Source organism: Sphingobacterium sp. 1.A.4, assembly GCF_002734245.1.
Classification (GTDB): Bacteria; Bacteroidota; Bacteroidia; order Sphingobacteriales; family Sphingobacteriaceae; genus Sphingobacterium; species Sphingobacterium tenebrionis.
Window position 1 is genome coordinate 87,324 of sequence record NZ_PEAZ01000128.1, and the last position, 23,755, is coordinate 111,078.

General features: G+C 42.5%; 21 protein-coding genes and 1 pseudogene. 11 read left to right on the forward strand and 11 right to left on the reverse strand.

The features are described 5' to 3' along the window. The first annotated feature begins 148 nt into the window (after positions 1-148). The 3 genes from CRJ00_RS18455 to CRJ00_RS18465 are packed head-to-tail and all read left to right on the forward strand — an operon-like array spanning position 149 to position 2,672. Positions 149-868 (forward strand): CoA transferase subunit A, encoded by a 720-nt coding sequence (locus CRJ00_RS18455; protein WP_099368195.1) that lies wholly within the window; start codon positions 149-151, stop codon positions 866-868. After that, positions 861-2,039 (forward strand): acetyl-CoA C-acyltransferase, encoded by a 1,179-nt coding sequence (locus tag CRJ00_RS18460; RefSeq protein ID WP_099368196.1) that lies wholly within the window; start codon positions 861-863, stop codon positions 2,037-2,039. Before CRJ00_RS18455 ends, CRJ00_RS18460 begins: the two co-directional genes overlap by 8 nt. Before the next feature lie 3 nt (positions 2,040-2,042). Further along, complete coding sequence (locus CRJ00_RS18465; RefSeq protein ID WP_099368197.1) at positions 2,043-2,672, forward strand: 3-oxoacid CoA-transferase subunit B; 630 nt, start codon at positions 2,043-2,045, stop codon at positions 2,670-2,672. A 119-nt stretch (positions 2,673-2,791) separates the two neighbouring features. Here the strand turns inward: CRJ00_RS18465 and CRJ00_RS18470 are convergent, their stop codons facing one another. Continuing rightward, the gene (locus CRJ00_RS18470) at positions 2,792-3,433 is read right to left on the reverse strand and encodes a LolA family protein (RefSeq protein ID WP_180268541.1); all 642 of its coding nucleotides are present in this window, start codon (positions 3,431-3,433) and stop codon (positions 2,792-2,794) included. 10 nt (positions 3,434-3,443) lie between these two features. Continuing rightward, on the reverse strand, positions 3,444-6,053 hold the full coding sequence (locus CRJ00_RS18475; RefSeq protein ID WP_099368199.1) for an FtsK/SpoIIIE family DNA translocase: 2,610 nt from the start codon (positions 6,051-6,053) through the stop codon (positions 3,444-3,446). A gap of 148 nt (positions 6,054-6,201) precedes the next feature. On the opposite strand from CRJ00_RS18475, the gene CRJ00_RS18480 reads away from it, so the two are divergent. Further along, positions 6,202-6,903 carry a DUF4397 domain-containing protein gene (locus CRJ00_RS18480; RefSeq protein WP_099368200.1) on the forward strand — a complete coding sequence of 234 codons (702 nt, stop codon included), beginning with the start codon at positions 6,202-6,204 and terminating at the stop codon, positions 6,901-6,903. Positions 6,904-7,056: 153 nt separating this feature from the next. On the opposite strand, the gene tyrS is transcribed toward CRJ00_RS18480, so the two are convergent. Next, complete coding sequence (tyrS, locus tag CRJ00_RS18485; RefSeq protein ID WP_099368201.1) at positions 7,057-8,340, reverse strand: tyrosine--tRNA ligase; 1,284 nt, start codon at positions 8,338-8,340, stop codon at positions 7,057-7,059. Positions 8,341-8,391: 51 nt separating this feature from the next. Between tyrS and CRJ00_RS18490 the strand changes: the two genes are divergently transcribed. Together CRJ00_RS18490 and CRJ00_RS18495 are read left to right on the forward strand one after the other, a co-directional pair. Beyond that, complete coding sequence (locus CRJ00_RS18490; RefSeq protein WP_099368202.1) at positions 8,392-9,114, forward strand: ACP phosphodiesterase; 723 nt, start codon at positions 8,392-8,394, stop codon at positions 9,112-9,114. A gap of 43 nt (positions 9,115-9,157) precedes the next feature. After that, on the forward strand, positions 9,158-10,846 hold the full coding sequence (locus CRJ00_RS18495; protein ID WP_099368203.1) for an amino acid permease: 1,689 nt from the start codon (positions 9,158-9,160) through the stop codon (positions 10,844-10,846). Positions 10,847-10,948: 102 nt separating this feature from the next. On the opposite strand, the gene CRJ00_RS18500 is transcribed toward CRJ00_RS18495, so the two are convergent. Next, complete coding sequence (locus CRJ00_RS18500) at positions 10,949-12,889, reverse strand: KUP/HAK/KT family potassium transporter (protein WP_099368204.1); 1,941 nt, start codon at positions 12,887-12,889, stop codon at positions 10,949-10,951. A 205-nt stretch (positions 12,890-13,094) separates the two neighbouring features. On the opposite strand from CRJ00_RS18500, the gene CRJ00_RS18505 reads away from it, so the two are divergent. Beyond that, positions 13,095-13,550, forward strand: coding sequence for a T9SS type A sorting domain-containing protein (locus CRJ00_RS18505; RefSeq protein ID WP_099368205.1), 456 nt, complete (start codon positions 13,095-13,097; stop codon positions 13,548-13,550). Positions 13,551-13,835: 285 nt separating this feature from the next. Here CRJ00_RS18505 and CRJ00_RS18510 read toward each other — a convergent pair whose 3' ends face one another. Further along, positions 13,836-15,122, reverse strand: coding sequence for a citrate synthase (locus CRJ00_RS18510; protein WP_099368206.1), 1,287 nt, complete (start codon positions 15,120-15,122; stop codon positions 13,836-13,838). Positions 15,123-15,434: 312 nt separating this feature from the next. Between CRJ00_RS18510 and CRJ00_RS18515 the strand changes: the two genes are divergently transcribed. Together CRJ00_RS18515 and CRJ00_RS18520 are read left to right on the forward strand one after the other, a co-directional pair. Further along, positions 15,435-15,800 carry a BlaI/MecI/CopY family transcriptional regulator gene (locus tag CRJ00_RS18515; RefSeq protein WP_099368207.1) on the forward strand — a complete coding sequence of 122 codons (366 nt, stop codon included), beginning with the start codon at positions 15,435-15,437 and terminating at the stop codon, positions 15,798-15,800. Between the two features lie 51 nt (positions 15,801-15,851). Continuing rightward, a complete protein-coding gene (locus tag CRJ00_RS18520; RefSeq protein WP_099368208.1) occupies positions 15,852-17,861 on the forward strand; it encodes a M56 family metallopeptidase in 2,010 nt (669 codons plus the stop codon). Between the two features lie 284 nt (positions 17,862-18,145). Here the strand turns inward: CRJ00_RS18520 and CRJ00_RS18525 are convergent, their stop codons facing one another. The 3 genes from CRJ00_RS18525 to pth form a co-directional block, all read right to left on the reverse strand. After that, positions 18,146-18,931 (reverse strand): prohibitin family protein, encoded by a 786-nt coding sequence (locus tag CRJ00_RS18525; protein ID WP_099368209.1) that lies wholly within the window; start codon positions 18,929-18,931, stop codon positions 18,146-18,148. Then, positions 18,928-19,119 (reverse strand): hypothetical protein, encoded by a 192-nt coding sequence (locus tag CRJ00_RS18530; RefSeq protein ID WP_099368210.1) that lies wholly within the window; start codon positions 19,117-19,119, stop codon positions 18,928-18,930. The genes CRJ00_RS18525 and CRJ00_RS18530 overlap by 4 nt, the downstream gene beginning before the upstream one ends. Positions 19,120-19,259: 140 nt before the next feature. Beyond that, complete coding sequence (pth, locus tag CRJ00_RS18535; RefSeq protein ID WP_099368211.1) at positions 19,260-19,823, reverse strand: aminoacyl-tRNA hydrolase; 564 nt, start codon at positions 19,821-19,823, stop codon at positions 19,260-19,262. Between the two features lie 142 nt (positions 19,824-19,965). On the opposite strand from pth, the gene azu reads away from it, so the two are divergent. Both azu and ric read left to right on the forward strand, forming a co-directional pair. Next, positions 19,966-20,499 (forward strand): azurin, encoded by a 534-nt coding sequence (gene azu, locus CRJ00_RS18540; protein ID WP_099368212.1) that lies wholly within the window; start codon positions 19,966-19,968, stop codon positions 20,497-20,499. A gap of 73 nt (positions 20,500-20,572) precedes the next feature. Further along, positions 20,573-21,295 carry an iron-sulfur cluster repair di-iron protein gene (ric, locus tag CRJ00_RS18545; protein WP_099368213.1) on the forward strand — a complete coding sequence of 241 codons (723 nt, stop codon included), beginning with the start codon at positions 20,573-20,575 and terminating at the stop codon, positions 21,293-21,295. A gap of 190 nt (positions 21,296-21,485) precedes the next feature. On the opposite strand, the gene CRJ00_RS18550 is transcribed toward ric, so the two are convergent. From CRJ00_RS18550 to CRJ00_RS18560, 3 genes and pseudogenes are all read right to left on the reverse strand, one after another. Then, complete coding sequence (locus CRJ00_RS18550) at positions 21,486-22,082, reverse strand: 50S ribosomal protein L25/general stress protein Ctc (RefSeq protein WP_099368214.1); 597 nt, start codon at positions 22,080-22,082, stop codon at positions 21,486-21,488. A gap of 252 nt (positions 22,083-22,334) precedes the next feature. Continuing rightward, positions 22,335-23,291 (reverse strand): ribose-phosphate pyrophosphokinase, encoded by a 957-nt coding sequence (locus tag CRJ00_RS18555; protein ID WP_099368215.1) that lies wholly within the window; start codon positions 23,289-23,291, stop codon positions 22,335-22,337. 228 nt (positions 23,292-23,519) lie between these two features. Then, a pseudogene (locus tag CRJ00_RS18560) lies at positions 23,520-23,755 on the reverse strand (IS110 family transposase); the annotation flags it as partial.

The window sequence follows — 23,755 nt, forward strand, 5'->3', positions numbered from 1 at the left end:
AACGCATTTGAATATAATTCACTAAATTTATAAAAATTATAAACTGCGAAATCGCAAGTAGGTTTACAGTCGAAATTGTAAGCCAATTGTAAAGGGATTGAAATAATATTTGGTTTCTGAGGCAATTGCGATTCTAATCTCATTATACATGATAAACAAAACTGTTTCAAATGCTAAGGAGGCGATTCAGGATATTGAGGATGGCATGACCCTGTCCCTAGGGGGCTTTGGCTTATGCGGAATTCCGGAAAACCTGATCAGTGCTTTATTGGAAAAAGGCGTGAGCAACCTGACCTGCATCAGCAATAATGCAGGGGTAGATGATTTTGGTCTCGGCCTATTATTACAGAAAAAACAAGTAAAGAAAATGATCGCTTCTTATGTGGGCGAGAATGCAGAATTTGAAAGACAGATGCTGAATGGCGAACTGGAGGTAGAGCTGATCCCGCAAGGAACTTTGGCAACGAGACTAATGGCTGGGGGATATGGGCTTCCGGTGATTTATACCCCTGCTGGGGTTGGAACCGAGGTGGCCGAAGGCAAGGAAGTTCGTCGGTTTACTTTTCACGGAGTAGAAAAAGATTACCTGATGGAATATGCGTTTGAACCCGATTTCGCGTTGGTAAAAGCTTGGAAGGGAGATACGGCGGGTAACCTGGTTTACCGAGGTACAGCGCAGAACTTTAACCATGCGGTAGCCATGTGCGGTAAGATCACGATTGCTGAGGTAGAGGAACTGGTGGAAGTGGGGGAATTGGATCCTAATCATATCCATACACCGGGTGTATTTGTACAACGTATTTTTCAAGGAGAGCAATACGAAAAAAGAATTGAACAACGAACTGTAAGACAAAAAGAAGATGAATAAACGCGTATTTATTATAGCCGCAAAACGTACTGCCATGGGCAGTTTTGGAGGTGCTTTATCCAGTATCTCTGCCACAGAATTAGGTGCAAAAGCTATTTCTGCTGTTATTGAAGAAAGTGGAATCGATGCATTACAGATCGATGAAGTATATATGGGTTCGGTGCTACAGGCCAATCTAGGACAGGCACCAGCGCGCCAGGCATCGAAATTTGCCGGTTTGTCGGATCATATCCCTGCAACGACCATCAATAAAGTGTGTGCCAGTGGCATGAAGGCCATCTCCATCGCTGCCCAGCAGATCCTTTTGGGCGATGCCCATGTGGTGGTAGCTGGTGGGATGGAAAGCATGAGCCAGGTGCCATATTATGATGTTGCTGCTCGTTGGGGAGCAAAATATGGCGATCAGAAATTGATCGATGGATTGGCGAAAGATGGGTTAACCGATGTGTATTCCAACCAGGCTATGGGAAATTGTGGCGAGGTCTGTGCCGAGAAATACAGCATTTCCCGCGAGGATCAGGATGAATATGCCATCCAATCCTATACCCGTAGCAAGATCGCTTGGGAATCCGGAAAGTTCACAAAGGAGGTTGCTCCGGTAGAAATCAACAGTCGTAAAGGAACGGTGGTCGTTTCGGAAGATGAAGAATATAAGCAGGTCAATTTTGAAAAATTGAGCCAATTGCGTCCTTCCTTTAAATCGGATGGAACCATTACGGCGGCCAATGCTTCCACCTTGAGTGATGGTGCTGCTGCGGTGTTATTGGTGAGCGAAGAGAAAATGAAGGAATTGGGCTTAAAGCCAATCGCAGAGATTATTGCTTATGCAGATGCGGAGCAGGCGCCAGAATGGTTTACTACCACACCAGCAATCGCTACGCAGAAAGTATTGCAGAAGGCAGGCCTAACCATGGATGATATGGATTATTTCGAATTCAACGAAGCCTTTTCGGTAGTTGCCTTGGCAAATGCAAAGCTGTTGAGCCTTTCGACCAACCAGATCAACGTCTATGGTGGAGCGGTGGCTCTAGGGCATCCCCTGGGATGCTCCGGCGCAAGGATCATCGTGACCTTGAGTTCCGTGCTGCATCAGGAGAATGGAAATTATGGGCTTGCTGCTATCTGTAATGGTGGCGGTGGTGCTAGTGCAATGATCATTAAAAAATGCTAAGCTATGTTGGATAAATTTGGAATTGCAAAGCGTATTGCGAAAGAGATAAAAGATGGTTACTATGTGAACCTAGGGATCGGGATTCCTACCTTGGTAGCGAATTATATCCCGGATGGGATGCAGGTGGTCCTGCAAAGTGAGAATGGCATGTTGGGAATGGGGCCCTTTCCATTTGAAGGGGAAGAAGATGCCGATTACATCAATGCTGGAAAGCAGACCATTACCACCTTACCAGGATCAGCTTTTTTTGATTCATCCATGAGCTTCGGCATGATCCGCTCGAGAAAGATCGACTTGACGATCCTGGGCGCGATGGAGGTTTCCGAGAATGGCGATATTGCCAATTGGAAAATCCCAGGCAAGATGGTAAAGGGCATGGGTGGTGCGATGGATCTAGTAGCCAGTGCAGAGAACATCATTGTTGCTATGCAACACGTCAATAAGGCTGGCGAATCCAAACTCCTATCTTCCTGCAGCCTTCCGCTTACAGGCGTCCGCTGTGTTAAGAAAATCGTAACAGAACTCGGCGTATTCGATGTCCTCCCGGAAGGAGGCTTCAAATTGGTTGAGTTACACAAAGGAGTAACCCTAGACCAGGTGAGAGCCAGTACTGCCGGCCGCCTGGTTTACTAGATGAGAGATAATAGATAATAGACTTTAGACTTTTTAAAAAAAACGAGCAGCAATGCTCGTTTTTTTTAAGGTCTATTATCTCTCATCTATTATCTATAATCTATAATAAAATATCTATTCTAACGCAGATCGACCACCTCGTAGCCTGGGTAGTTCTGTTTGTTGAACTGTAAGCTTGCATTGCTAATCGCATGGTTCACATACAGGGCATTAAATGCATAGGTGTATTTGGCGCCCGATTTATCCAGGATACTTACATCATGGATATGGGATTTGCTGTTTACCCTTAAGGTGATCTTCTGATAGTTGGTTGTCTTATCCGTAGGGACAAGATCGATCACATCTACCTTTCCTTCTTTGGCTACATTGTTCGTGCCTACATATTTGTAGTTAAACCCTTTCTTGTAGAAGGTGAAGATATTGGAAGGGCCGATCTTTTGATTACCATCATCGGCCGAATTGACCTGTACTTCCTTTACCTCTTTTGATACGGTCCAAGTGGTATTCGCATCGCCATAAATATCCTGATCAGCCAATTCGATCTTGAATTTATCTTCCGGTTTATTTACCAGGATCTTCCCGTTCACCGTAGATGCTTCTCCGGTTCGTGGAGTTACTTTCAACAAGAAATTCGATTGTAAGGTATTATAGGAATCATATTTCGCCGATACCTTATCCAAAATAGATTTTGCTTTATTGCTCTGCGCAAAGGCAGTGTTGGCGATAAAGACCGCCAGTACTACGTACAGTAATTTTTTCATGTTCTTCATCTTATCTTAACGTTTCCAAATACTGTTCCAAAGAATATTCGTCTGGATAGAGCACCTCGCGTGCTTTACTTCCTTCAAATGGACCTACAATTCCTGCAGATTCCAATTGATCGATTATCCTTCCAGCGCGGTTGTATCCTAATTTTAATTTGCGCTGTATCAATGAGGTTGAGCCTTGTTGATGCATAACAATCAGGCGGGCAGCTTCTTCGAACATCGGGTCACGACTATCCATGTCAAAGTCGGATGAAGATCCGCCTTCGCTGTTCTCACCTACATATTCCGGTAGGTAATGCGCTGAAGGGTATCCCCGTTGGCCCCCGATGAAATCGGAGATCTGATCGACTTCCGGTGTGTCCACAAAGGCACACTGAATCCGGATCAGATCACTACCGGTTGCCAAAAGCATATCCCCACGTCCAATCAATTGGTCGGCACCGCCACTATCCAAGATCGTTCTGGAATCGACCTTTGATAATACACGGAATGCCAAACGCGCCGGGAAGTTGGCCTTGATCGTACCGGTAATAATATTCACGGATGGTCTTTGCGTTGCAATGACCAAGTGAATACCTACCGCACGGGCCAGCTGTGCTAATCGTGCTATCGGTGTTTCCACTTCCTTGCCTGCCGTCATCATCAAATCGGCAAATTCATCAATAATAAGAACTATAAACGGTAAGAATCGATGACCCTCCTCAGGGTTTAATCGACGGTTGATAAATTTCACATTATATTCCTTCAGATTACGTACCTGCGCATTCTTCAACAGGTCATAACGCTGATCCATCTCAATACACAAGGAATTTAAGGTGTTGATCACCTTTTTCGTATCTGTAATAATAGCGTCATCTTCGTTAGGAAGTTTCGCTAAGAAATGCCTTTCGATCTTTTTGAACAGGGAAAGTTCCACTTTTTTCGGATCGACCAGCACGAATTTTAGTTCTGCCGGGTGTTTTTTGAAAAGCAGGGAGGTCAAGATGGCGTTGATCCCGACGGATTTACCCTGACCGGTGGCTCCTGCTACCAATAAGTGCGGCATTTTTGCCAAATCGGCAATATAAACCTCGTTGGAGATGGTCTTTCCTAAAGCAATAGGAAGGTCCATATCCGTTTTCTGGTATTTTTCAGTAGCTAAGATGGAACGCATGGAAACCATTTCCGGTGTACTGCTCGGTACCTCAATACCAATAGTACCTTTACCCGGCATCGGCGCAATAATACGGATTCCCAATGCCGCCAAACTTAATGCAATATCATCCTCCAGGTTCTTGATCCTGGAAATGCGGACACCAGGTTTCGGGATGATCTCGTACAAGGTCACCGTTGGGCCAATGGTCGCTTTGATATGCTCGATTTCTATGCTGTAGTTCCGTAAGGTTTCTACAATACGGTTCTTGTTTCCTTCTAATTCCTGCTGATTGATGGTAATCTTGCCGGTACCATAATCTTTCAATAGATCCAAGGTAGGGTACTGGTAGCCGGATAGATCCAGTTTCGGATCATATTCACCAAATTTCTCCACCAGATCATTGGCCGTAATGGGCTTTTCCTCAATCGGTTTTTCCACCACCAAGCTAGGTTCTTCCTGAATTGGAGCTTCCACTTTGTTGGATGTTGGCTGTTCGATACTGAATTCAATCTCGTTCTCCTGTGTATTGGAAGCGACTTGATTGCTCGGTTTTGGGGTGTTGACCTGTAGCGGAAGGGATAAACTCAATTCTTCCTCTTCAGGAGTGAGTTCTTCCTCGTCTTCTAGCTCTTGTTCAGGTTCTGTTTGTGGGTAGCTGTAGGTATGCGTAGCCACGTCGTTTTGTCTGTTTGCACGGATTTTATTGATTTGGGAGTCTTCCAGCAATTCCTCCTCATCTTCTAATTCATCATCTTCCTCATCCGAGTTTTTGGAACGGAAAGACAATCGTAGGTCATAATTGTAAAGCAATACCAATGCGGTAAGCACAATAAAGATCAGTACCCCTGCAGTTCCTACCTGACCGATCTGTGCCTTGAGGATCTGATTGGTCCAAAAACCAAACTTACCTTCTAGGATATGTGGTGTTTCGGCAATGAAATCCTGGATAAACCCAAAGGTTACCGAAAGCAGGATGATGGAAATAAGGGAATAGACCCAGGTTTTCCAGATCGGGAAAATGGATCTTTTATAAAGAAATTTGTATCCTGTAACAAAAAGGATCACGATAAATAGAAATGAAGCCACTCCAAACCATTCGTAGATGAATTGATTAGCCAATAATGCTCCAAATTTCCCTAATTTATTTTCGACCAAAGGAAGTTCTGTTCCTTCGTCCTGAATTTCTTCGCCGGTTTGGAATAGGGTAGACCAACCGCCATTAGTTGCGGCGATATAGCTTTGGTCTGCCTTCCAAGTGAAAAGGTATGATACAAAAGCCACAGTAAACAACCCTGCCAATAGCAGTAAGAATAACCCGAATATTTTCAGGGCTTTTCGTTGTCCTTCCGAAAAATTGATCTGATCGAAGGTTTTAGTAGCTGTTGTTTTGGCTCGTTTTTGATAAGATAGCGTGGTATTCTTAGTCTTCTTAGTCCCAGCCGATCCACTGCCATTCTTGAATGTATTTAGTCTTGCCATTTAAATGAGGCTAATATTTTTTCTTTGTACAAACTTAAAAAAAAATAGGAATGCTTCCAATTGTACGTATTTTTGATTTGATAACAAAAGGATGTAGCAATAAGCTTTCCAAACTCGTAGTATGGAATAAATATAATATAATAATTCTATGAGATTAACACAACAAATTGTTGTATTCCTAATATTTGTAAGTTCCAGTTTACTATTGAATTCCTGTGCGAAGGATGATATGATGAATGAGTACAATGATGTACCGTCATCAGAATTCGCTGCATTATCGGTATTCAATGGCTTAGGCTTTGGTGCAGGACTGGACTTCTCGGTGGACAACAAAAGAATCAATCAGGGAAATGAGCTTTTACAGCCGGGTGATTTCCTTTCCTTTAAAACCATATTTCCAGGGAACAGAACAATAGAAATAAGTACAAAGGCAAATGGTACGGTGTTGTTGAGTAAGGCCATGGAGTTTAAGGGCAGTAATTTTTATTCTGTTTTTCTTTATGGGCGTACGTATGTGAAGTATCTGCTAACCCAGGATGATTTTGTGGTGCCAAAAGACAGGATGGCTTCCTTGCGGTTTGCTAATCTTGCGGAGGGTAAGAAGGTTGATATTCAGATCAAGCAGGGCAATACCTTGCAGAAATTGAGTATTGGAAATGAGGTGACGAAATTCCAGGATTTTAGTATGGAGGTTATGGAACTGCAGGTTTCTTTTCAAGGAGAAACGGAAAAGTCGAAGACGATAAGTATTACGCCAAGTTCGCAGATGCTAGGGACGATTTGTATTTATGAAGGTCTTGTAGTGCAAACGAACCAACATGATTTATTGCATTCGGTTATTAAGTATTGATGGGTTTTTTATTTAGTAGCGAGTATTTAGTAGTTAGTATTTAGTAACTAAAACGTCATTGCGAGGAGGTACGACGAAGCAATCTTTCGATCAGTGTAAAGATTGCTTCGTTCCTCGCAATGACGCAGGGAGTGTGCCATTGACGCAGGTTTCTTAAGAAACCGTTATCAAATAATAATTCTTCTTACCGCGTTGCGCGATCAAATACTTTCCATTGATCAACTGATCATTCCCAACCACTAATTCCACATCAGTCAGTTTCTCTCTGTTCAACGAAACACCACCACCTTGCAACATTTTTCTAGCTTCACCTTTAGAAGGAAACACCTGTGTTTCCACTGCTAAAAGATCAAGAATATTTATCCCTGCCGCTAATTTATCTTTTGCAAGATCAAATTGAGGTACCCCATCAAATACTTCCAAAACCGCATCATGCTCCAAATTGGACAAGAAACTCAAATCGCCATTCCCGAACAGGAATTCCGAAGTCTTAACAGCTGTTTCATAATCCTGTTCCGAATGCGTACGGATCGTAATATCTTTTGCCAATGCTTTCTGAACGATACGTAAATGTGGGGCAGCATCATGCTCTGCAATGATCGCATCAATCTCTTCCTTCGGTTTCAACGTAAAGATCTTGATCCACGATTTACTGTCATCATCCGTAGCGTTCAACCAGAATTGATAATATTTATAAGGCGAAGTTTTCTTCGGATCCAACCATACAGCTCCTGATTCGGTTTTACCGAACTTTTGGCCATCCGATTTCTTGATCAATTGCGTAGTCACCGCAAAGGCCGATCCCTGATCGATACGACGAATCAGTTCACTTCCGGTAACAATATTTCCCCATTGATCCGATCCACCCATCTGAACCTTACAGTTGTGGTTTTTCCATAGATAATAGAAATCATAACCTTGAATTAGTTGATAGGAGAATTCAGTGAAGGAAAGTCCACTTTCGCCTTCCAAGCGTTTCTTTACAGAATCTTTGGCCATCATATAATTCACGGTAATCAGCTTCCCGATATCACGGATGAAGTCTAGAAACTTGAAATCCTTGAACCATTCGTAATTGTTCACCATCTTGGCATCGGTCTCCCCGTCGCCAAAATTCAAGAATTTTGCAAGTTGATTTTTCAACGCATTCACATTGCGTTGTAAGGTTTCTTCATCTAAGAGATTTCTCTCCGCTGATTTGAATGAAGGGTCGCCGATCATTCCTGTCGCACCACCCACCAAAGCTACCGGTTTGTGACCAGCGTGTTGGAAGTGGATCAGGGTCATGATCTGCGTTAAATGACCAACATGTAGCGAATCGCCTGTAGGGTCGAAGCCGATATAGCCTGCCACCTTTTCTTTGTTTAGCAATTCTTCTGTTCCTGGCATGATGTCTTGAAGCATGCCTCTCCAGCGTAGTTCTTCTACAAAGTTCATAGTTTACCCTTAAGATTTTTTATTAAAGAATTGCAAAGATAACAGATTAAAATGTATCTTACAGATAAATTGTTCGGTTATTGGGTTGATATGAATTTTCTTTCTCATTTCTATTTTGAACGGTATGCGACACAGCCGGAGCGTGTTTTGGGCTCCCTGCTACCCGACCTTTTAAAAAATGTAGATAAGAGCTATATCTTCCATCCCCAAAAACAAGAAGAACAATTTTTCCTCCATCCACAGACCCAGGCCATTTCCGAAGGTTGGTACCGGCATGTGGAAGTCGATAAGCTTTTCCATAGCAGTGAATTCTTTCTCGAGCATAACCATGTATTGCGCAAGCAATTGGAACCCGTATTGGAAGGCTTGCCCATTCGCGCCTCCTTTATGGCGCATATTGCCATCGAACTGCTGCTCGACCACCTGCTGATCCAGCACGAATTGGTCAATGTAAGCCGATTGTATGAACATCTGGAACATGTAAACCTATCCACCTTGCGTTCTTACCTGAAAACACTGGGGGTAGAGGATGTGGAAGGCTTTATGGATTTCTATGATAAGTTCCTCTCTTGGCGCTACATCTTTGAATATAAGGAGGTGGAAAAGATATCCAACCCCTTATTCAACATATCAAAACGTATTTGGACCTTCGAAACGCAGCCCAGCCAACACGAGGCACTGACCGAGGTCCTGATCAATTATAGGGATAATCAATTAACAAATTTCAAGGAGATCTACATGTATATTCAGGATAATATCACGTATTTATCATAATTTTTTTCACATTTGTAGCCTTGACCCAATAAATTAACTAAATATGGCAAATAGACTTTTCCGTAAGAAAAGCGTTGATCAAATCTTGTCCGATGCCGAACATGGCGGTTCGGGATTAGCAAAAATATTAGGCGTACGGGATTTGGTTTCCCTGGGTATCGCGGCCATCGTAGGTGCCGGTATTTTCAGTACCATCGGCTTGGCGAGTTATAATGGGGGGCCTGCGGTCTCCATGTTGTTCGTTTTTGTCGCATTTGCCTGTGTGTTCACCGCATTATCCTATGCGCAGTTCGCCAGTACGGTTCCTGTGTCCGGAAGTGCCTATACCTATGCCTATGTGACTTTCGGTGAATTGTTCGCCTGGATCATTGGCTGGGCGTTGGTGCTCGAATATGCCGTTTCTAATATGGTGGTGGCCATTTCCTGGTCGCAGTACTTTGTTTCCATGCTCGAAGGCTTTGGTATCAACATTCCCCGATGGATGACGATGGCACCGGGCTATGCCCTGGATGCGCATCAGAAGTTTCTGGAGGTTGGTCTGGATAAGATGGAGAACATCGATAAGATCGCTTTACAGGCTTATGAAACCGCTCCACGGATTGCTGGGATGCCGATCATCCTGGATATCCCTGCGGGGATTATCACGGTTTTGGTGACCTGGTTGGTGTATATCGGTATCAAGGAGTCCCGTAAGGCGAGTAACATCATGGTGATCATCAAGGTAGGGATCATCTTGGCGGTAATTCTGGGTGGTATTTTCTTTGTAAAGCCAGAGAACTGGACGCCATTTGCACCGAACGGTTTGGGAGGGGTGATGAGCGGTGTAGCTGCGGTATTCTTTGCCTTTATTGGCTTCGATTCGATATCTACAACTGCGGAGGAGTGTAAGAACCCCCAACGGGATCTTCCTCGAGCGATGATCTATTGTTTGTTGATCTGTGCGGTTCTGTATGTGGCGATCACCCTGGTGCTGACCGGTATGGTGAATTATAAGGAATTGAATGTGAAAGATCCATTGGCCTATGTGTTTTCCTATGTGGGATTTGATCATATGGCGGGGATTATTTCGGTGACATCGGTTATTGCGATTACTTCTGCTTTATTGGTATTTCAATTGGCACAACCAAGAATCTGGATGACCATGAGCCGTGATGGTTTGTTGGGAAAGAGCTTTTCGAAGATCCATCCAAAATATAAGACGCCTTCCTTTGCAACGATCGTAACAGGCTTTGTCGTGGCTATTCCAGCATTGTTCTTTAAGATGGATTTCTTTGTGGATCTGACTTCTGTGGGAACTTTCTTTGCCTTTATTTTGGTTTGTTGTGGGGTGTTGTATATGGACCATTCGGGTATTTCGAAGAAATCTAAGTTTAGGGTGCCTTATGTGAATGGGAAGTATATTGTGGGGATTGGATTTTTGGTGGGATTGTTTTTGGTGTATAGATACGGAGGAGAGACTCTTGATCATTGGTTGACCTTGGGTTCTACGGAGATATTGTTGCATAAATCACTGGTGATTGTATTTTGGTTGGTGTGGGCAGTGATGAGTGTGTTGAGTTATAAGTATAATTTTTCTTTGTTGCCGGTGATAGGGGTATTGATTAATCTGTACTTGATGTCGGAATTGGGGGCAAGTAACTGGATAATTTTTATTATTTGGTTGTTGATAGGATTGGTGATTTATTTCGCGTATGGGTATAAACACTCGAAATTAGGGAAGGAAGGGAAGTAAATATATCGTCATTGCGATGAACGAAGCAATCTTTCTATTAGTGTAAAGATTGCTTCGTCGTACCTCCTCGCAATGACGCGAAGCCTCGCAATGCCTAAATCCCTACAACCTCTTCAACTTCACTTCTTCCGTATTTGGAATAGTCAATGGTACCCTTTCCAGCGTCACAAAACTACTATCCAACCCAAAGCCTTTCTCTTCCGATAAACTGAACTTCTTCAAAACCTTATAGATCTCCAGAATAATTTTCTCATTCCATTTCAAGAAATGCGTTTTCGAAATCACTTTCTCCAGTACCACAAAATTAAAATCCCCAGGAATATGATGCTTCTTCAAGGTCTCATAATTACTGGTAATATCAATCTCCCCATTCTTCACCATATCTTCCACCACTTTCCGGAACAATAAACTGATCTTCTGCTCTTCCCTAAATCCCAGGTGAAAATCTATCCGGATAACCTTTCCAGGAACCAATTGCGTCACCTTATATTCTCTCGTATGCGGATTATCCATTACATCCACATGCGCCAACCAATACACATCGGCCCGTTTCGGCTTCTTATTGATGATCGAATAGGTAATCTTCGATTCCACCTCATGGATATTATTCGCGCTGGTCAGATACACCAAATGCGAAGCAAAATAAGGTACCGTTTCATCCTCGCTCAATTCGGATAGGATAGGATAATACTCCCTTACATCCACAAACTTCACAAACCTGTTCTTGATCTTCCTTGCACCGAACCAAGCATACATCACTACGAACAATACAATGGCCAATAGCAATGTCAACCAGCCACCATGCGTGATCTTACTGATATTACCCACCAAGAAAGCCAATTCGATGGTAGTATAAACCAGTGCAAACAGTCCTACCAAAATAGGGTTGATGCGTTTTCTGAGCATAAATACCGTCATCAGGATGGTTGTTGTGATGAAAGTCAGGTTAATGGCCAATCCATACGCTGCCTCCATGTTACTGGATTCCCGGAATACCAAAATGATCAACATACAGCCTAAATAAAGGATGAGGTTAACCGATGGCACATAGATCTGTCCTTTATGGTCACTAGGATATCGAATAGCCACTTTCGGCCAAATATTCAGACGTACAGCTTCGGCAATCAGGGTAAATGATCCAGAGATCATGGCCTGACTGGCAATGATAGCCGCAATGGTCGCAATGGTCACTCCCCAGATCACAAACCAATCCGGCATAATGGCATAGAACGGGTTGATTTCACCCAACATGGAACCTTGATGTTCCAATAACCAGGCACCCTGTCCGAAGTAGTTCAGGATCAACATCAGTTTCACAAAGATCCAGGAGATACGGATATTCGACTTACCACAGTGCCCCATATCGGAATAAAGCGCCTCAGCACCCGTTGTACACAGGAAAATGGCCCCTAAGATAAACCAGGCATTGGGGTAATTGCTCAATAATTGGTAAGCATAATATGGATTTAAGGCCTTCCAGATTTCCGGCGAATGTCCAAGGTAGGAGATCCCTAAGATCCCGATAGTGGAGAACCAGATGAACATTAACGGGCCGAAAACACGGCCGACGATATTCGTTCCGAATCGTTGAATGATAAATAGTAGGGAAATGATGAGTACCACAACCGGAATGGTAGGGAAATTTGGCGTTTTAATGGCCAAACCTTCCACCGCAGAGGAAATGGTGATCGCAGGCGTGATCATACCATCGGCCAGCAGTGTACTCGCACCGATGATGGCCGGGATGATCAACCATTTTGCTCTTCTTCTCACGAGGGAGAACAGGGATAGGATTCCACCTTCCCCTTTGTTATCGGCATTGAGGGTGATCAATACGTATTTGACCGTAGTTTGTAGGGTTAGCGTCCAAAAGATACAGGAAAGGCCTCCGAAGATGACCATTTCCGTGATTTCACCTTTATTAAAGATTGCTTTGAATACATAGAGGGGAGATGTTCCGATGTCGCCAAAAATGATTCCTAAACTAATTAATAATCCCGAAAAACTTATTTTGTTGAGATTTTGTTTATGGTCTGTGGACATACTTAATTGTTAATGTTTTAGAATATAAAAACGGCACGAAATTACAACTTTTTATGGCACAACGTAATTTCCTGTTAAAAATTGTTAAAGGATTTATTTTTTCCCGTCAAAAAATCGAAAATCTCTACTTTTGTATTAGGTTTTAAGGATTAAATGATTACTTTTGGTTAAACCAAGTCACAGAAAAGAAATCTAAGTACCAACGATGAAATTAGAATTGAGGAAAATATCACGCTATGCACTATTAAACATAGTCCTTTTAGGGGCCATGTTCAGCTATGCGCATGCCTCTCATTCTTCCGTTGATACGGCTGGAACAAGGTCAAATAAGGTCGCTATGGTGGCATCTAAAAGTAGAAACGTCGCAAAAGTGAATTTATTGGCTGAACAGTCAGATAAATTAATCAATGATGTAAAAGTATTGTACAATCCTATTGCTGGAGAGGTTACAGTGAACTTCAAATTGAACAAGAGCAATACGGTAGTGATTAAGATTATGGATGCCTTGGGAAATGAAGTGTTGAACCTGCATAATTCGAGCTTAGAAGCTGGACAGCAGAGTTTGAGTTTTGATGTGAACCAGAAATTATCCGAAGGGTTTTATTTTGTAAGGGTTAGTTCCGGAACGGAATCGGTAGTGAAACGGTTTACGGTTAGATAAGATTCGTATTCGATAAGATATTTTTTTTATTTTTTTTAGCCTTCCAAGAATTGGGAGGCTTTTTTTATGTGAGTTAGAGGGAGTGGGTTAGCTTAGCGGGGAGTGGGTTAGCGAGGAGGTCAAAAAAAAGCGTCATTGCGAGGAACGAAGCAATCTTTCGATTAGTTTGAAGATTGCTTCGTTCCTCGCAATGACGGTAAAATCTCGCAATGACGGTAAAATCTCGCAATGACGGTACAGTCATTGACGCGTTTGTTAGCTATCCGCGCGAGACCTCAATATTAACTACCTCTCAGAGATAGGCACATAAGGACGTAAAGTCTCACCGATATAAACCTGTCTAGGTCTTCCGATTGGTTCTTTATTATCCCTCATTTCTTTCCATTGTGCGATCCATCCTGGTAAACGACCAAGAGCGAACAATACCGTAAACATATCCGAGTTAAATCCTAATGCACGGTAAATAATTCCCGAATAGAAATCCACATTCGGATACAACTTACGATCGATGAAATACTGATCGTTCAATGCTGCTTCTTCCAAACGTTTCGCGATATCCAATACCGGATCATTAACCCCTAATTTCTCCAACACATCGTCACAAGCTTTCTTAATGATCTTCGCACGAGGGTCAAAGTTCTTATATACACGGTGTCCGAATCCCATCAAACGGAAAGGATCGTTCTTATCTTTTGCTTTTGCCAAATATTTGTCTGCATCGCCACCATCAGCTTTGATCGCTTCCAACATTTCAATTACCGCTTGGTTCGCTCCACCATGAAGTGGTCCCCAAAGCGCATTGATACCTGCTGAAATCGAAGCGTACATATTCGCATTGGATGATCCTACCATTCTTACCGTAGAGGTCGAACAGTTCTGCTCATGATCTGCATGAAGGATCAATAATTTATGCATCGCATCAATGATTAACGGATCGAAAGTCTTCTCTTGGTTCACCTCTCCGAAGATCATGTTCAAGAAGTTCTCGATATAACCGAAGTTGTTCTTCGGATAAACTACCGGATGTCCCAATGATTTCTTCTGGATCCAAGAAACAATCGTAGGCATTTTCGCCAATAGATTGATGATGGTTTTGTTTTCTTCTTCTTCTGTTTGGTTCGGGTTCAAGGACTCCGGATAGAAAGAAGACAATACACCTACTAAACAGGACAATTGACCCATCGGGTGTGATTTGGAAGGAAATCCTGTAAAGAAGTTCTTCATATCCTCATGGATCATCATCTGCGCACGAATATCCGCACGGAATTTCTCCAGTACGTCCTTCGAAGGAAGATCTCCGTAGATCAATAAATAAGCAACTTCAAGGAAAGTGGATTTTTCAGCTAAATCTTCAATAGCATATCCTCTGTATTGTAGGATACCCTTTTCACCGTCTAGGAATGTAATAGCACTTTTTGTAGAACCCGTGTTCTTGAATCCGGGATCCAAAGTAATATATCCTGATTGGTCTCTAAGTTTCGAAATATCTAGGGCTTTCTCATTCTCTGTCCCTGTGATGACAGGCATCTCGAAGGTAGATCCATTCAAGTTAATAGATGCAGTTTCAGACATAATAAAATTTCTAGTATTAATGGTATTATAACATATAACGTTTACTTACAAATGTATAAAATTGATTTCTATTTTCTGAGGTTAAAATTGAATAATAATAACATATAATCGTCATTTTAAGACAAATTTCCAGAAAGTTCGGAAAACCTTATTTTAGCCTTTTTTGCTGTATTTAAGGCTGTTTTTAATAGCGCTTTTGATGGTTGTCTCGCTAACCCTCAGTTACTTAGCTGTTGAACCAAATATTAAAAAAATGTTAAATATCTTGGAGAACTACGAATTATTCGTAAATTAGGGGAAATAATAAGGAAAATGGAAAAATTAACGATACAAGAAGAAGAGGCGATGCTGTCCATCTGGCAATTGAATGGCGGCTTTATTCGGGAGATTTTGGAGAATATGAAGGGTTCGGAAATGCCTTATACCACTTTGGCATCCACCATCCGGAACCTGGAGCGAAAAGGCTATGTAAAACCTGTGAAATATGCCAATGCCAAACGTTATGAGCCACTCATCAGCTCAGAAGAGTATAAAGGAAAATTCATGAACTCCTTCGTGGGCGATTATTTTAAGAATTCCTATAAGGAGATGGTTTCCTTTTTCGTGAAAGAAGAGAAATTGAGTCCAAATGAACTGAAGGAAATCATGGATATGATCCAGAACAATAAAAGCAAGTAATCCTTCCGAAGAAGAATAGCAAAACATCCTGTACCATAAAAGCGACTAACCATGGAAAGTCTACTAACCTATATCCTTCAAGTAAACCTATTGCTGAGTCTGTTATTCCTGGGCTATCATTTTCTGTTGAAAGGATTGACATTCTATTCCCTCAACAGGGTTTATTTTGTTTTGGGCGCAGTATATGCCTTTGTATATCCCTTTCTGAACATCAGGGCATGGTTTGCAGAAAAGATAGATCTTCCAAAAGGGGAGGTGCTGGCTTATCTGCCTTTTGACCTGGAGGAAACCCAGAGCAGTTTGGTGCTCTCGGACCTGCTAGCGGGACTTTTGTTATTAGGAGCCGCTGTTTTTGCCCTGAAGCTGATCTTCCAATTGCTGAGCCTATTTCGGATACATTGGCATTCGAAGCCTGCCCAATGGCGCGATTACCTGTTCAGGAATGTGGTATTTCCTATTACACCATTTTCATTTTTCAACAAGATCTATTTACATCAGCAACAGCATGAAGAGCTGGAGCTGAACGACATATTTAAGCACGAATACATCCACGTGAAAGGCCAACACAGTGTAGATGTATTATTGTTTGAGTTTGTATTGATAAGCTGTTGGTACAATCCTTTCGTATGGCTCATGCGCAGAGCCGTGCGTCAGAATCTAGAATTCCTGACCGATCAACAGGTGCTGGATAAAGGGGTGGATCGACAGACTTATCAGTATTCATTGCTGAATGTCACCAAGCAGGGTGCTCGGGTCGGCATCAGTAATCAGTTTAATTTTAACACACTAAAAAAGCGCATTATGATGATGAACAAAAAAAGGTCATCTAAATTGGAGCTGAGCAAATATGCTTTTATGCTCCCGATGTTGATCGTGGCCGGGATTACCTTTTCGGTAAGCCAGGCAGAAGGTAAAATCGAGGTTGTTGTGGACAACCTGAAACAGGCAGATGTGGGGAAGATGCTGGATGAGGTAGTGGTGAATTTGCCGAAGATTGGGGCGAAGGATACGGTGAAGGAAGTGAAAAGGGATACTGTTCAGCTTAAGAAAATTGCATACGATCCTTCTGTTAACATGGTTGTTTCTGGAAAAGCCTCTTATGTGAGTGATGTGGATGGTTCCAATAAGCGGATGGTGATTGTAAAACCCGACAATTTTAAATTGAATTATAAGGATAAAGAGGATCGTCCGCAGTTCTTTGTCAATGGAAAAGAGGTTAACGAGGAGGCGGAGTTGGAAAAAATTGATCCAAAGAATATTTTAGCTGTGGAGATCTATAATCCAACGGATGGAACTACTAAGACCGATAAGGGGAAAGTTTATATTACCCTTAAGGGAGGAGAGGTAGAAAACAGTACTTTTGATGCATTGAAGGGCCGACATACAAAGACCTTTTCTGTTTCCATAGGGAGTAATTCAGGAGAAAATAAACAAGGGGATCCAGAGGTGAAAAAGTTGAATATTAATGGGGTTGGTACCACTGGGGAAGTTTCAAAGTTGTTTTTCAGAAATCAGGATGGTAGGACAAAGTTTGGGATCGATGGAAGTAAAGTAGGGTCCGTGGGAGAGCCTTTAATCGTAGTCGATGGTAGCCCGGTAAGTAGTTGGGAGGGGATTGAAACGGATAATATTGAGTCTATTACCGTATATAAGGATAAAGCATCTACCGCTTTATATGGTGATAGAGGGAAAGATGGTGTAATTTTGATTACAACAAAGTTTGCATATAATGCACTTGGAAAAGGGGCTAAGGATTCTATTCCATCGCTTAAAGGTAAGTTGAAGGAAGTTGTTGTTATGGGTTATAGAAAGTTTCCTGGGGATGCGGATCCTATCCGAATCAATAGACGATTGATAAAGGAGGGGGATTATACTGAGTTCCTGAATAATCTTCCTGAAAAAGCGGTGTATTATTTAGATGGTAAGGAAGTGAAAGCTGGGAAGCTGTCAAGGTTGGATGTTAAGGATATTAAGGAGGTTGCTTATATCCCGGATGAGACAGCGAAACATATGTTTGGAGACAAGGCTTCGGAAGGCGCTGTTTCGGTAATGACCAAGTAGGTTTTTTATCGTCATGGGGAGGAGGTTCTGCGTCATTGCGACCTCCGCGACATTAAGAGGCCCTACGTCATTGCGAGGAGGTACGACGAAGCAATCTTTGGCCTTTGTCATCCTGTGCTTCGTTTTTTTATCATCCTGAGCCTCGTCTTTGTCATCCTGAGCGCAGGCGAAGGATCTGTACGGTTACCTACGAACAGATGCTTCGACTCCGCTCAGCATGACATGAGGGAAGATTGCTTCGTTCCTCGCAATGACGTAGGATTTCTCTCGCCATGCCAATACCTCTACTTCAACTCCTTAAAAATCACCGGGCTATTTCCATACAATGGCGTAGAGCCATCCCATTTCTCTATAAATTGTTGCTGAATAATCAAAGGCGATAGGGTCGTCTGTCTCAGTTCATTGGCCTTTGCTTCCGCCTCTGCCTGCACGATCATCTTCTTCGCATCAGCTTCCACTACCTTCAGCTCATTCTCCGCTTGTTGAGCCTTCTGGATCGCTGCATTCTTCGCATTGATCGCCTGCGTAATCGCCTCCGGATACTGGATACCGCTGGTCAACTGCTCCAAAATAAATCCTTCCTGCTCCAGGAAAGCAATCATCTTCGCCTGAACACCCGCTTCAAATTTCTCCCTGTTGCTAATAATAGAATCCGTAGAATACTTATTGAATTCAATGCGGTAAACATCCTTGATATGGTTCACCAAGGTATTCCCCAAGATCTCATCGATCTGTTTCCTATATTTGATAAAGATCTTCGGTGTACTGCCATTCGACACGCGTAGAGATAAGGTAGGATCAACCGTAAAAACAGATCCATCTTTCGCATTCACCGTAAAATTCTCATAATTCACAGTCTGAACATAGGTCGGAAATTCATAGATGGATTCCGTGATCGGATTATACCATACCCGACCCGTTACCAGGCTCACATCCTGAACCCCTTTATCCGAGCCGTAAAGTTTCACCTTAATGCCTTCATAACCGGCATCAATACGTTCCGTACAACTAATCCATACGATCAGGGCAACGAACAGCGTCGCGCCCAAAGCAATCATGTTTCTTTTCATTCAATTGGTTTGTTAAAGATATATTTGAAAAAATTATAAACGACCGCAATCAGAAGGATCACCAGCAATACCCCTAGAAAAACATCCCAATCAGACCGCTCACTCAGCAGCTGAAAAGCTTCTGTTGATCCCAATATCACTAAAAAGATCACTACAGGTATCGAAATATAGGGGCTAATCTTCCTCATTGGTTTTCTCCTTCTCTTTTTTCCAAAAATTACTAAAAATTTTGGAATTTTCCAATGAAAAAAGAAAATCTTTTATGGATTTCCTTATGATTTTTAGTATAAAATGCCATGATCGGCAAGAATAGAAGAATTTTTGTTCGTTATTTCGTATTTAAATTCGTCATCGTGAGTTCAATACCAATTTTTACGAAGCTATGCACCATCTTCACGGCGTGTTCGATATGTGCTGGCAGATCCTTCTGCTCATCCGGATCGAAAGGTCCTAATACATAATCCACCTGACGGCCTTTCTGGAAATTATCCGAAATCCCAAACCGCAAGCGCGGGTAGGCCTGCGTGCCCAAGGTAGCTTCGATCGAGCGTAGTCCGTTATGTCCTGCTGCCGAACCTTTGGGTTTAATGCGCAAAGATCCAAAGGGAATCGCCAGGTCATCCACGATCACCAATACGTTCTCCACCGGAACCTTCAGCTCTTTCATCCAATAGTTCACCGCTTTTCCGCTGAGGTTCATGTAGGTGGTCGGTTTGATCACATACACCTGATGCCCACGCTGCTTGAAATCGGTATAATAGGCATGCTTTAAGGTAGACCAGGTAACCCCAGCCTGATTGGCCAGCTCATCTGCCACCATAAAACCTACATTGTGCCTGGTATCGGCATATTCCCTGCCTATGTTTCCTAATCCGACGATCAAATAGTTCATGGCAGCAAAAATAGGGAATTACACACAATTTCCCATAGCCCATTTTTTGCCAATCAGCTTAGGATCATTTTAAAAAGTAGCAAGCATCACTTTTTAATCTCCACATAAACGACAAATTTGTCTTAAATAGAAATGACATCTTATGAAAAAGTTATTTAGTTTCACTGGACTCGCAATCGCAGGTCTATTTATTGCCTCTTGTGGTTCGGGCGAACAAAAAGAAAAACCAGCAGTGGATCACAGTAATCACGAAACATCAGCGACAACGACGAGTACCCCTGTTGCAGAGCCAAGCTCCACGGCAGCGGTTTCCAATGAGGTGGTTGTGGAGAGTGATGACCAAATGAAATACAATATCCACGAGATCAAAGTGAAGGCTGGAGAGCCTGTAAGCCTTACCCTAAAGCATGTGGGCAAGATGGCCAAAGAAGTGATGGGCCACAACCTGGTGGTCTTAAAAGCAGGAACGGATATCACGGCCTTTACCGAGGCAGCACTGAAAGCAAAGGATAAAGAGTACATCCCTGAATCGGCGGATATCATAGCGCATACCAAATTGATCGGAGGTGGTGAGGAATCGAAGATCGAATTCACCTTGGAACCTGGAACCTACGATTATATCTGTACTTTCCCAGGTCATGCGGGCATCATGAAAGGGAAGATCATTGCCGAATAAATCGCTATAACGAAGCTCTTATATAAAAAAAGAACCTCTTAAATTCAAATAAGAGGGGAAAAAATGAAAAAACATGGAAGCATTAGCAAAAAACAAAATGGGTGATATCGTTGCGCAGGATTTTAGGACAGCAGCGGTTTTTTCAAAATATGGGTTGGATTTCTGCTGTGGCGGACAACGTTCGGTGGAAGATGCAGCGGCTAAGAAAGGCGTAGCCTTGGACCCCTTGGTTACCGAGCTGGAGGATGTGCTGAACGCGAAAGGCGGCGAGAACATCGATTTCAGTGCCTGGCCATCCGATCTATTGGTTTCCTATATCGTGAAGACCCACCATCGCTATGTGCGGGAGAAAACGCCTGTACTGTTGGCCTACCTGAACAAGGTCGCTCGCGTACATGGTGAGCGTCATCCCGAGCTGATCGAAGTGAACCGATTGTTCGAGGAATGTGCCTTGGATTTGGGTCATCATCTGGAAAAGGAAGAACGCATCCTGTTTCCGTTCATTGAAGCATTGGAAGAATCCAAGAGCCATCAGGAAAAGCCGGAAACCCCTACCTTCGGAACCGTAAAGAACCCGATCAGCATGATGGTACACGAACATGAGGCCGAAGGCGACCGCTTTGAACGCATCAAGGAGCTTACCAACAACTATACCGTGCCAGATGACGCTTGCAGCACCTACCGGGTATCGTTTGATATGCTGCGGGAGTTCGAGCAGGATCTTCATAAACACATCCATCTCGAAAACAATATTTTATTTCCAAAATCAATAAAATTAGAAGAGTCTCTACATTAACAATCGGGTCTCAATACCAAAATTGAAACTCTACATTAACATTTTTTTATTTAGTTGAACAGTTTGTAAAATGAAAAAGGCATCGAATTTCGATGCCTTTTCTATTTTCTAAATATTAAGTTCTTATTAGTTATTAAGTTTAAAATACCTAGCCGTTATACATCTAACTACTAAATACTAACTACTAAACTTATTTTTTACCGCCTTTAGCTGCTTTAGCTGCTTCTTGCTCTGCTTGACGTAATGCACGAGACATAACAACTGAAACGATAGTATCGTCGCTGTTATTCAATACTTTTGCGTCTTTCAAATCTACTTTACCAACACGGTAAGATTTACCAACTTCCAATCCTTCCATAGGGATCTCAATTTCTTGAGGAAGGTTGTTAGGTAATGCTTTCACGCGAAGTTTACGTAATTTCTGTACCAATTTACCCCCCATTTTAACACCTGGAGAAGTACCTACCAAGGTAATAGGAATGTTTACAGAAACTTCTTTATCATCGAAAAGTTCTAAGAAGTCAACATGTGTAACTAAATCAGTTAATGGGTGGAATTGAGCTTCTTGAACGATAGCTTTTGCTTTTTTACCATCGATATCCAATTCTACGAAGATCACTTCTGGAGTGTATAGAACTGGCTTCAAATCAGCTGCGGAAACCGAAAAATGTGTTTGCTCTTTACCTCCGTAAAGAACAGCAGGGATCTGACCCTCGTAACGCAATTCTTTCGATTCTCTTTTCCCTACGTTCTGTCTTGCAGAACCGCTAATAGCAATTGATTTCATTGTTATAAAATTTAAATAATGAGGCGCAAAGCTACTAATTTTGTTTTGGAAAAACAAAATTAGTAGCAGTATTTAGTAGTGAGTATTTAGTAGTTAGACCTATGGCGTCTTAGCAGGAAGATCTATGGCGGCTTAGTACTTTGATCTATGGCGGATAAGTATATCACAAAAAATGTCGGCTATAGGTTAGCCGACATAGGTCTTTATACTAAATACTTACTACTAAATACTAAAGTAAAGCAAAGCTTCGCTTTACTTTACGTCAAAAAGATCCGAGATGGAGCCGTGCTCATTTACGTTCTTGATGGCGTTTGCGAAAAGATCCGCTGTAGAAAGCACTTTGATTTTACTGCATAATGCTGCTTTTTCAGGATTCAACTGAATGGTATCTGTAACGATCATTTCCGTTAATACGGAGTTCTCGATCGTTTCGTATGCTTTTCCGGAAAGTACAGCGTGTGTACATACTGCACGAACAGATTTTGCACCATTTTCCATGATCAATGCCGCAGCTTTCGATAGGGTACCTGCTGTATCGCAGATATCATCGATCAATACCACATCCATACCTGTTACATCACCAATGATCGACATCGATTCAATCTCGTWTGCACGTYTTCTGCGTTTATCACAGATGACTACCTCTGCATTGAAGAATTTCGCGAAGGTACGGGCACGGTAAGAACCACCCATATCTGGCGAAGCGATCATCAGGTTCTCCAAGTTCAAGGATTTGATGTAAGGAACGAAGATGATGGCACCATCCAAGTGATCTACCGGGATATCAAAGAAGCCTTGAATCTGGGCAGCATGCAGGTCCATGGTCATGATACGGGATGCTCCAGCAGCGGTGATCAGGTTTGCGATCATTTTTGCGCCAATGGCCACACGAGGTTTGTCCTTACGGTCTTGACGGGCATATCCAAAATAAGGAACAACAACCGTAATGTAATGTGCTGAAGCACGTTTTGCTGCATCGATCATCAACAATAATTCCAACAGGTTGTCGGATGGTTGATTGGTCGATTGGATCAGGAAAACATCACTTCCACGAACGGATTCGTTGTAGAAAGGTTGGATTTCGCCGTCAGAGAATTTCGACAAGGTCATGTCTCCTAGTGGCTTTCCGTAAGATTTTGAAATCTTTGTCGCTAGCTCCTGGGTTCCAGATCCAGCAAATAATTTTACGGTATTGAATTGCAAAGGCATGGTGAAATGATTTATTAATTTATTGTAGCCGCAAAGTTAGGTAAATGTTTTAAAATTTAAAATTAATTGGAAGGGGAGATGGGGGAGGTTCGGGACGCACTTTCTGCGTCATTGCGAGGAGGCACGACGAAGCAATCTTTCGATTAGTCCAAAGATTGCTTCGTACCTCGCAATGAACTGTGTATATATCCAAATAATAAATTAAATTTTCTCCAAATAATATTCTGATTAGGCCGCTTTTGCGATGTAGCCCTTTCCAGATTTTGCGATGGCGAATGCCTGTTTGATCAGTTTGTTCACCACTGCTATGATTGCGACCTTGTAGGGTTTTCCCTTTTCCATCAACCTCCCATAAAGCCCGCTGCAGGCGGTGTTGCTCCTGATGGCGGATATTGCCGCCATGTACAGCACCTTTCTGACCTGGCCCATCCCCATCTTGCAGATATGTCCCTTTCCCCTTACAC

Bases quoted from the DNA above. Each gene is read 5' to 3' on its own strand.
- CRJ00_RS18510 (WP_099368206.1), bottom strand. From the start codon at position 15,122: ATGTCTGAAACTGCATCTATTAACTTGAATGGATCTACCTTCGAGATG.
- CRJ00_RS18490 (WP_099368202.1), top strand. From the start codon at position 8,392: ATGTATCTTACAGATAAATTGTTCGGTTATTGGGTTGATATGAATTTT.
- CRJ00_RS18465 (WP_099368197.1), top strand. From the start codon at position 2,043: ATGTTGGATAAATTTGGAATTGCAAAGCGTATTGCGAAAGAGATAAAA.
- azu (WP_099368212.1), top strand. From the start codon at position 19,966: ATGAAAAAGTTATTTAGTTTCACTGGACTCGCAATCGCAGGTCTATTT.
- ric (WP_099368213.1), top strand. From the start codon at position 20,573: ATGGAAGCATTAGCAAAAAACAAAATGGGTGATATCGTTGCGCAGGAT.
- CRJ00_RS18515 (WP_099368207.1), top strand. From the start codon at position 15,435: ATGGAAAAATTAACGATACAAGAAGAAGAGGCGATGCTGTCCATCTGG.
- CRJ00_RS18460 (WP_099368196.1), top strand. From the start codon at position 861: ATGAATAAACGCGTATTTATTATAGCCGCAAAACGTACTGCCATGGGC.
- CRJ00_RS18480 (WP_099368200.1), top strand. From the start codon at position 6,202: ATGAGATTAACACAACAAATTGTTGTATTCCTAATATTTGTAAGTTCC.
- pth (WP_099368211.1), bottom strand. From the start codon at position 19,823: ATGAACTATTTGATCGTCGGATTAGGAAACATAGGCAGGGAATATGCC.
- CRJ00_RS18455 (WP_099368195.1), top strand. From the start codon at position 149: ATGATAAACAAAACTGTTTCAAATGCTAAGGAGGCGATTCAGGATATT.
- CRJ00_RS18550 (WP_099368214.1), bottom strand. From the start codon at position 22,082: ATGAAATCAATTGCTATTAGCGGTTCTGCAAGACAGAACGTAGGGAAA.
- tyrS (WP_099368201.1), bottom strand. From the start codon at position 8,340: ATGAACTTTGTAGAAGAACTACGCTGGAGAGGCATGCTTCAAGACATC.
- CRJ00_RS18530 (WP_099368210.1), bottom strand. From the start codon at position 19,119: ATGAGGAAGATTAGCCCCTATATTTCGATACCTGTAGTGATCTTTTTA.
- CRJ00_RS18495 (WP_099368203.1), top strand. From the start codon at position 9,158: ATGGCAAATAGACTTTTCCGTAAGAAAAGCGTTGATCAAATCTTGTCC.
- CRJ00_RS18470 (WP_180268541.1), bottom strand. From the start codon at position 3,433: ATGAAAAAATTACTGTACGTAGTACTGGCGGTCTTTATCGCCAACACT.
- CRJ00_RS18520 (WP_099368208.1), top strand. From the start codon at position 15,852: ATGGAAAGTCTACTAACCTATATCCTTCAAGTAAACCTATTGCTGAGT.
- CRJ00_RS18505 (WP_099368205.1), top strand. From the start codon at position 13,095: ATGAAATTAGAATTGAGGAAAATATCACGCTATGCACTATTAAACATA.
- CRJ00_RS18475 (WP_099368199.1), bottom strand. From the start codon at position 6,053: ATGGCAAGACTAAATACATTCAAGAATGGCAGTGGATCGGCTGGGACT.
- CRJ00_RS18525 (WP_099368209.1), bottom strand. From the start codon at position 18,931: ATGAAAAGAAACATGATTGCTTTGGGCGCGACGCTGTTCGTTGCCCTG.
- CRJ00_RS18500 (WP_099368204.1), bottom strand. From the start codon at position 12,889: ATGTCCACAGACCATAAACAAAATCTCAACAAAATAAGTTTTTCGGGA.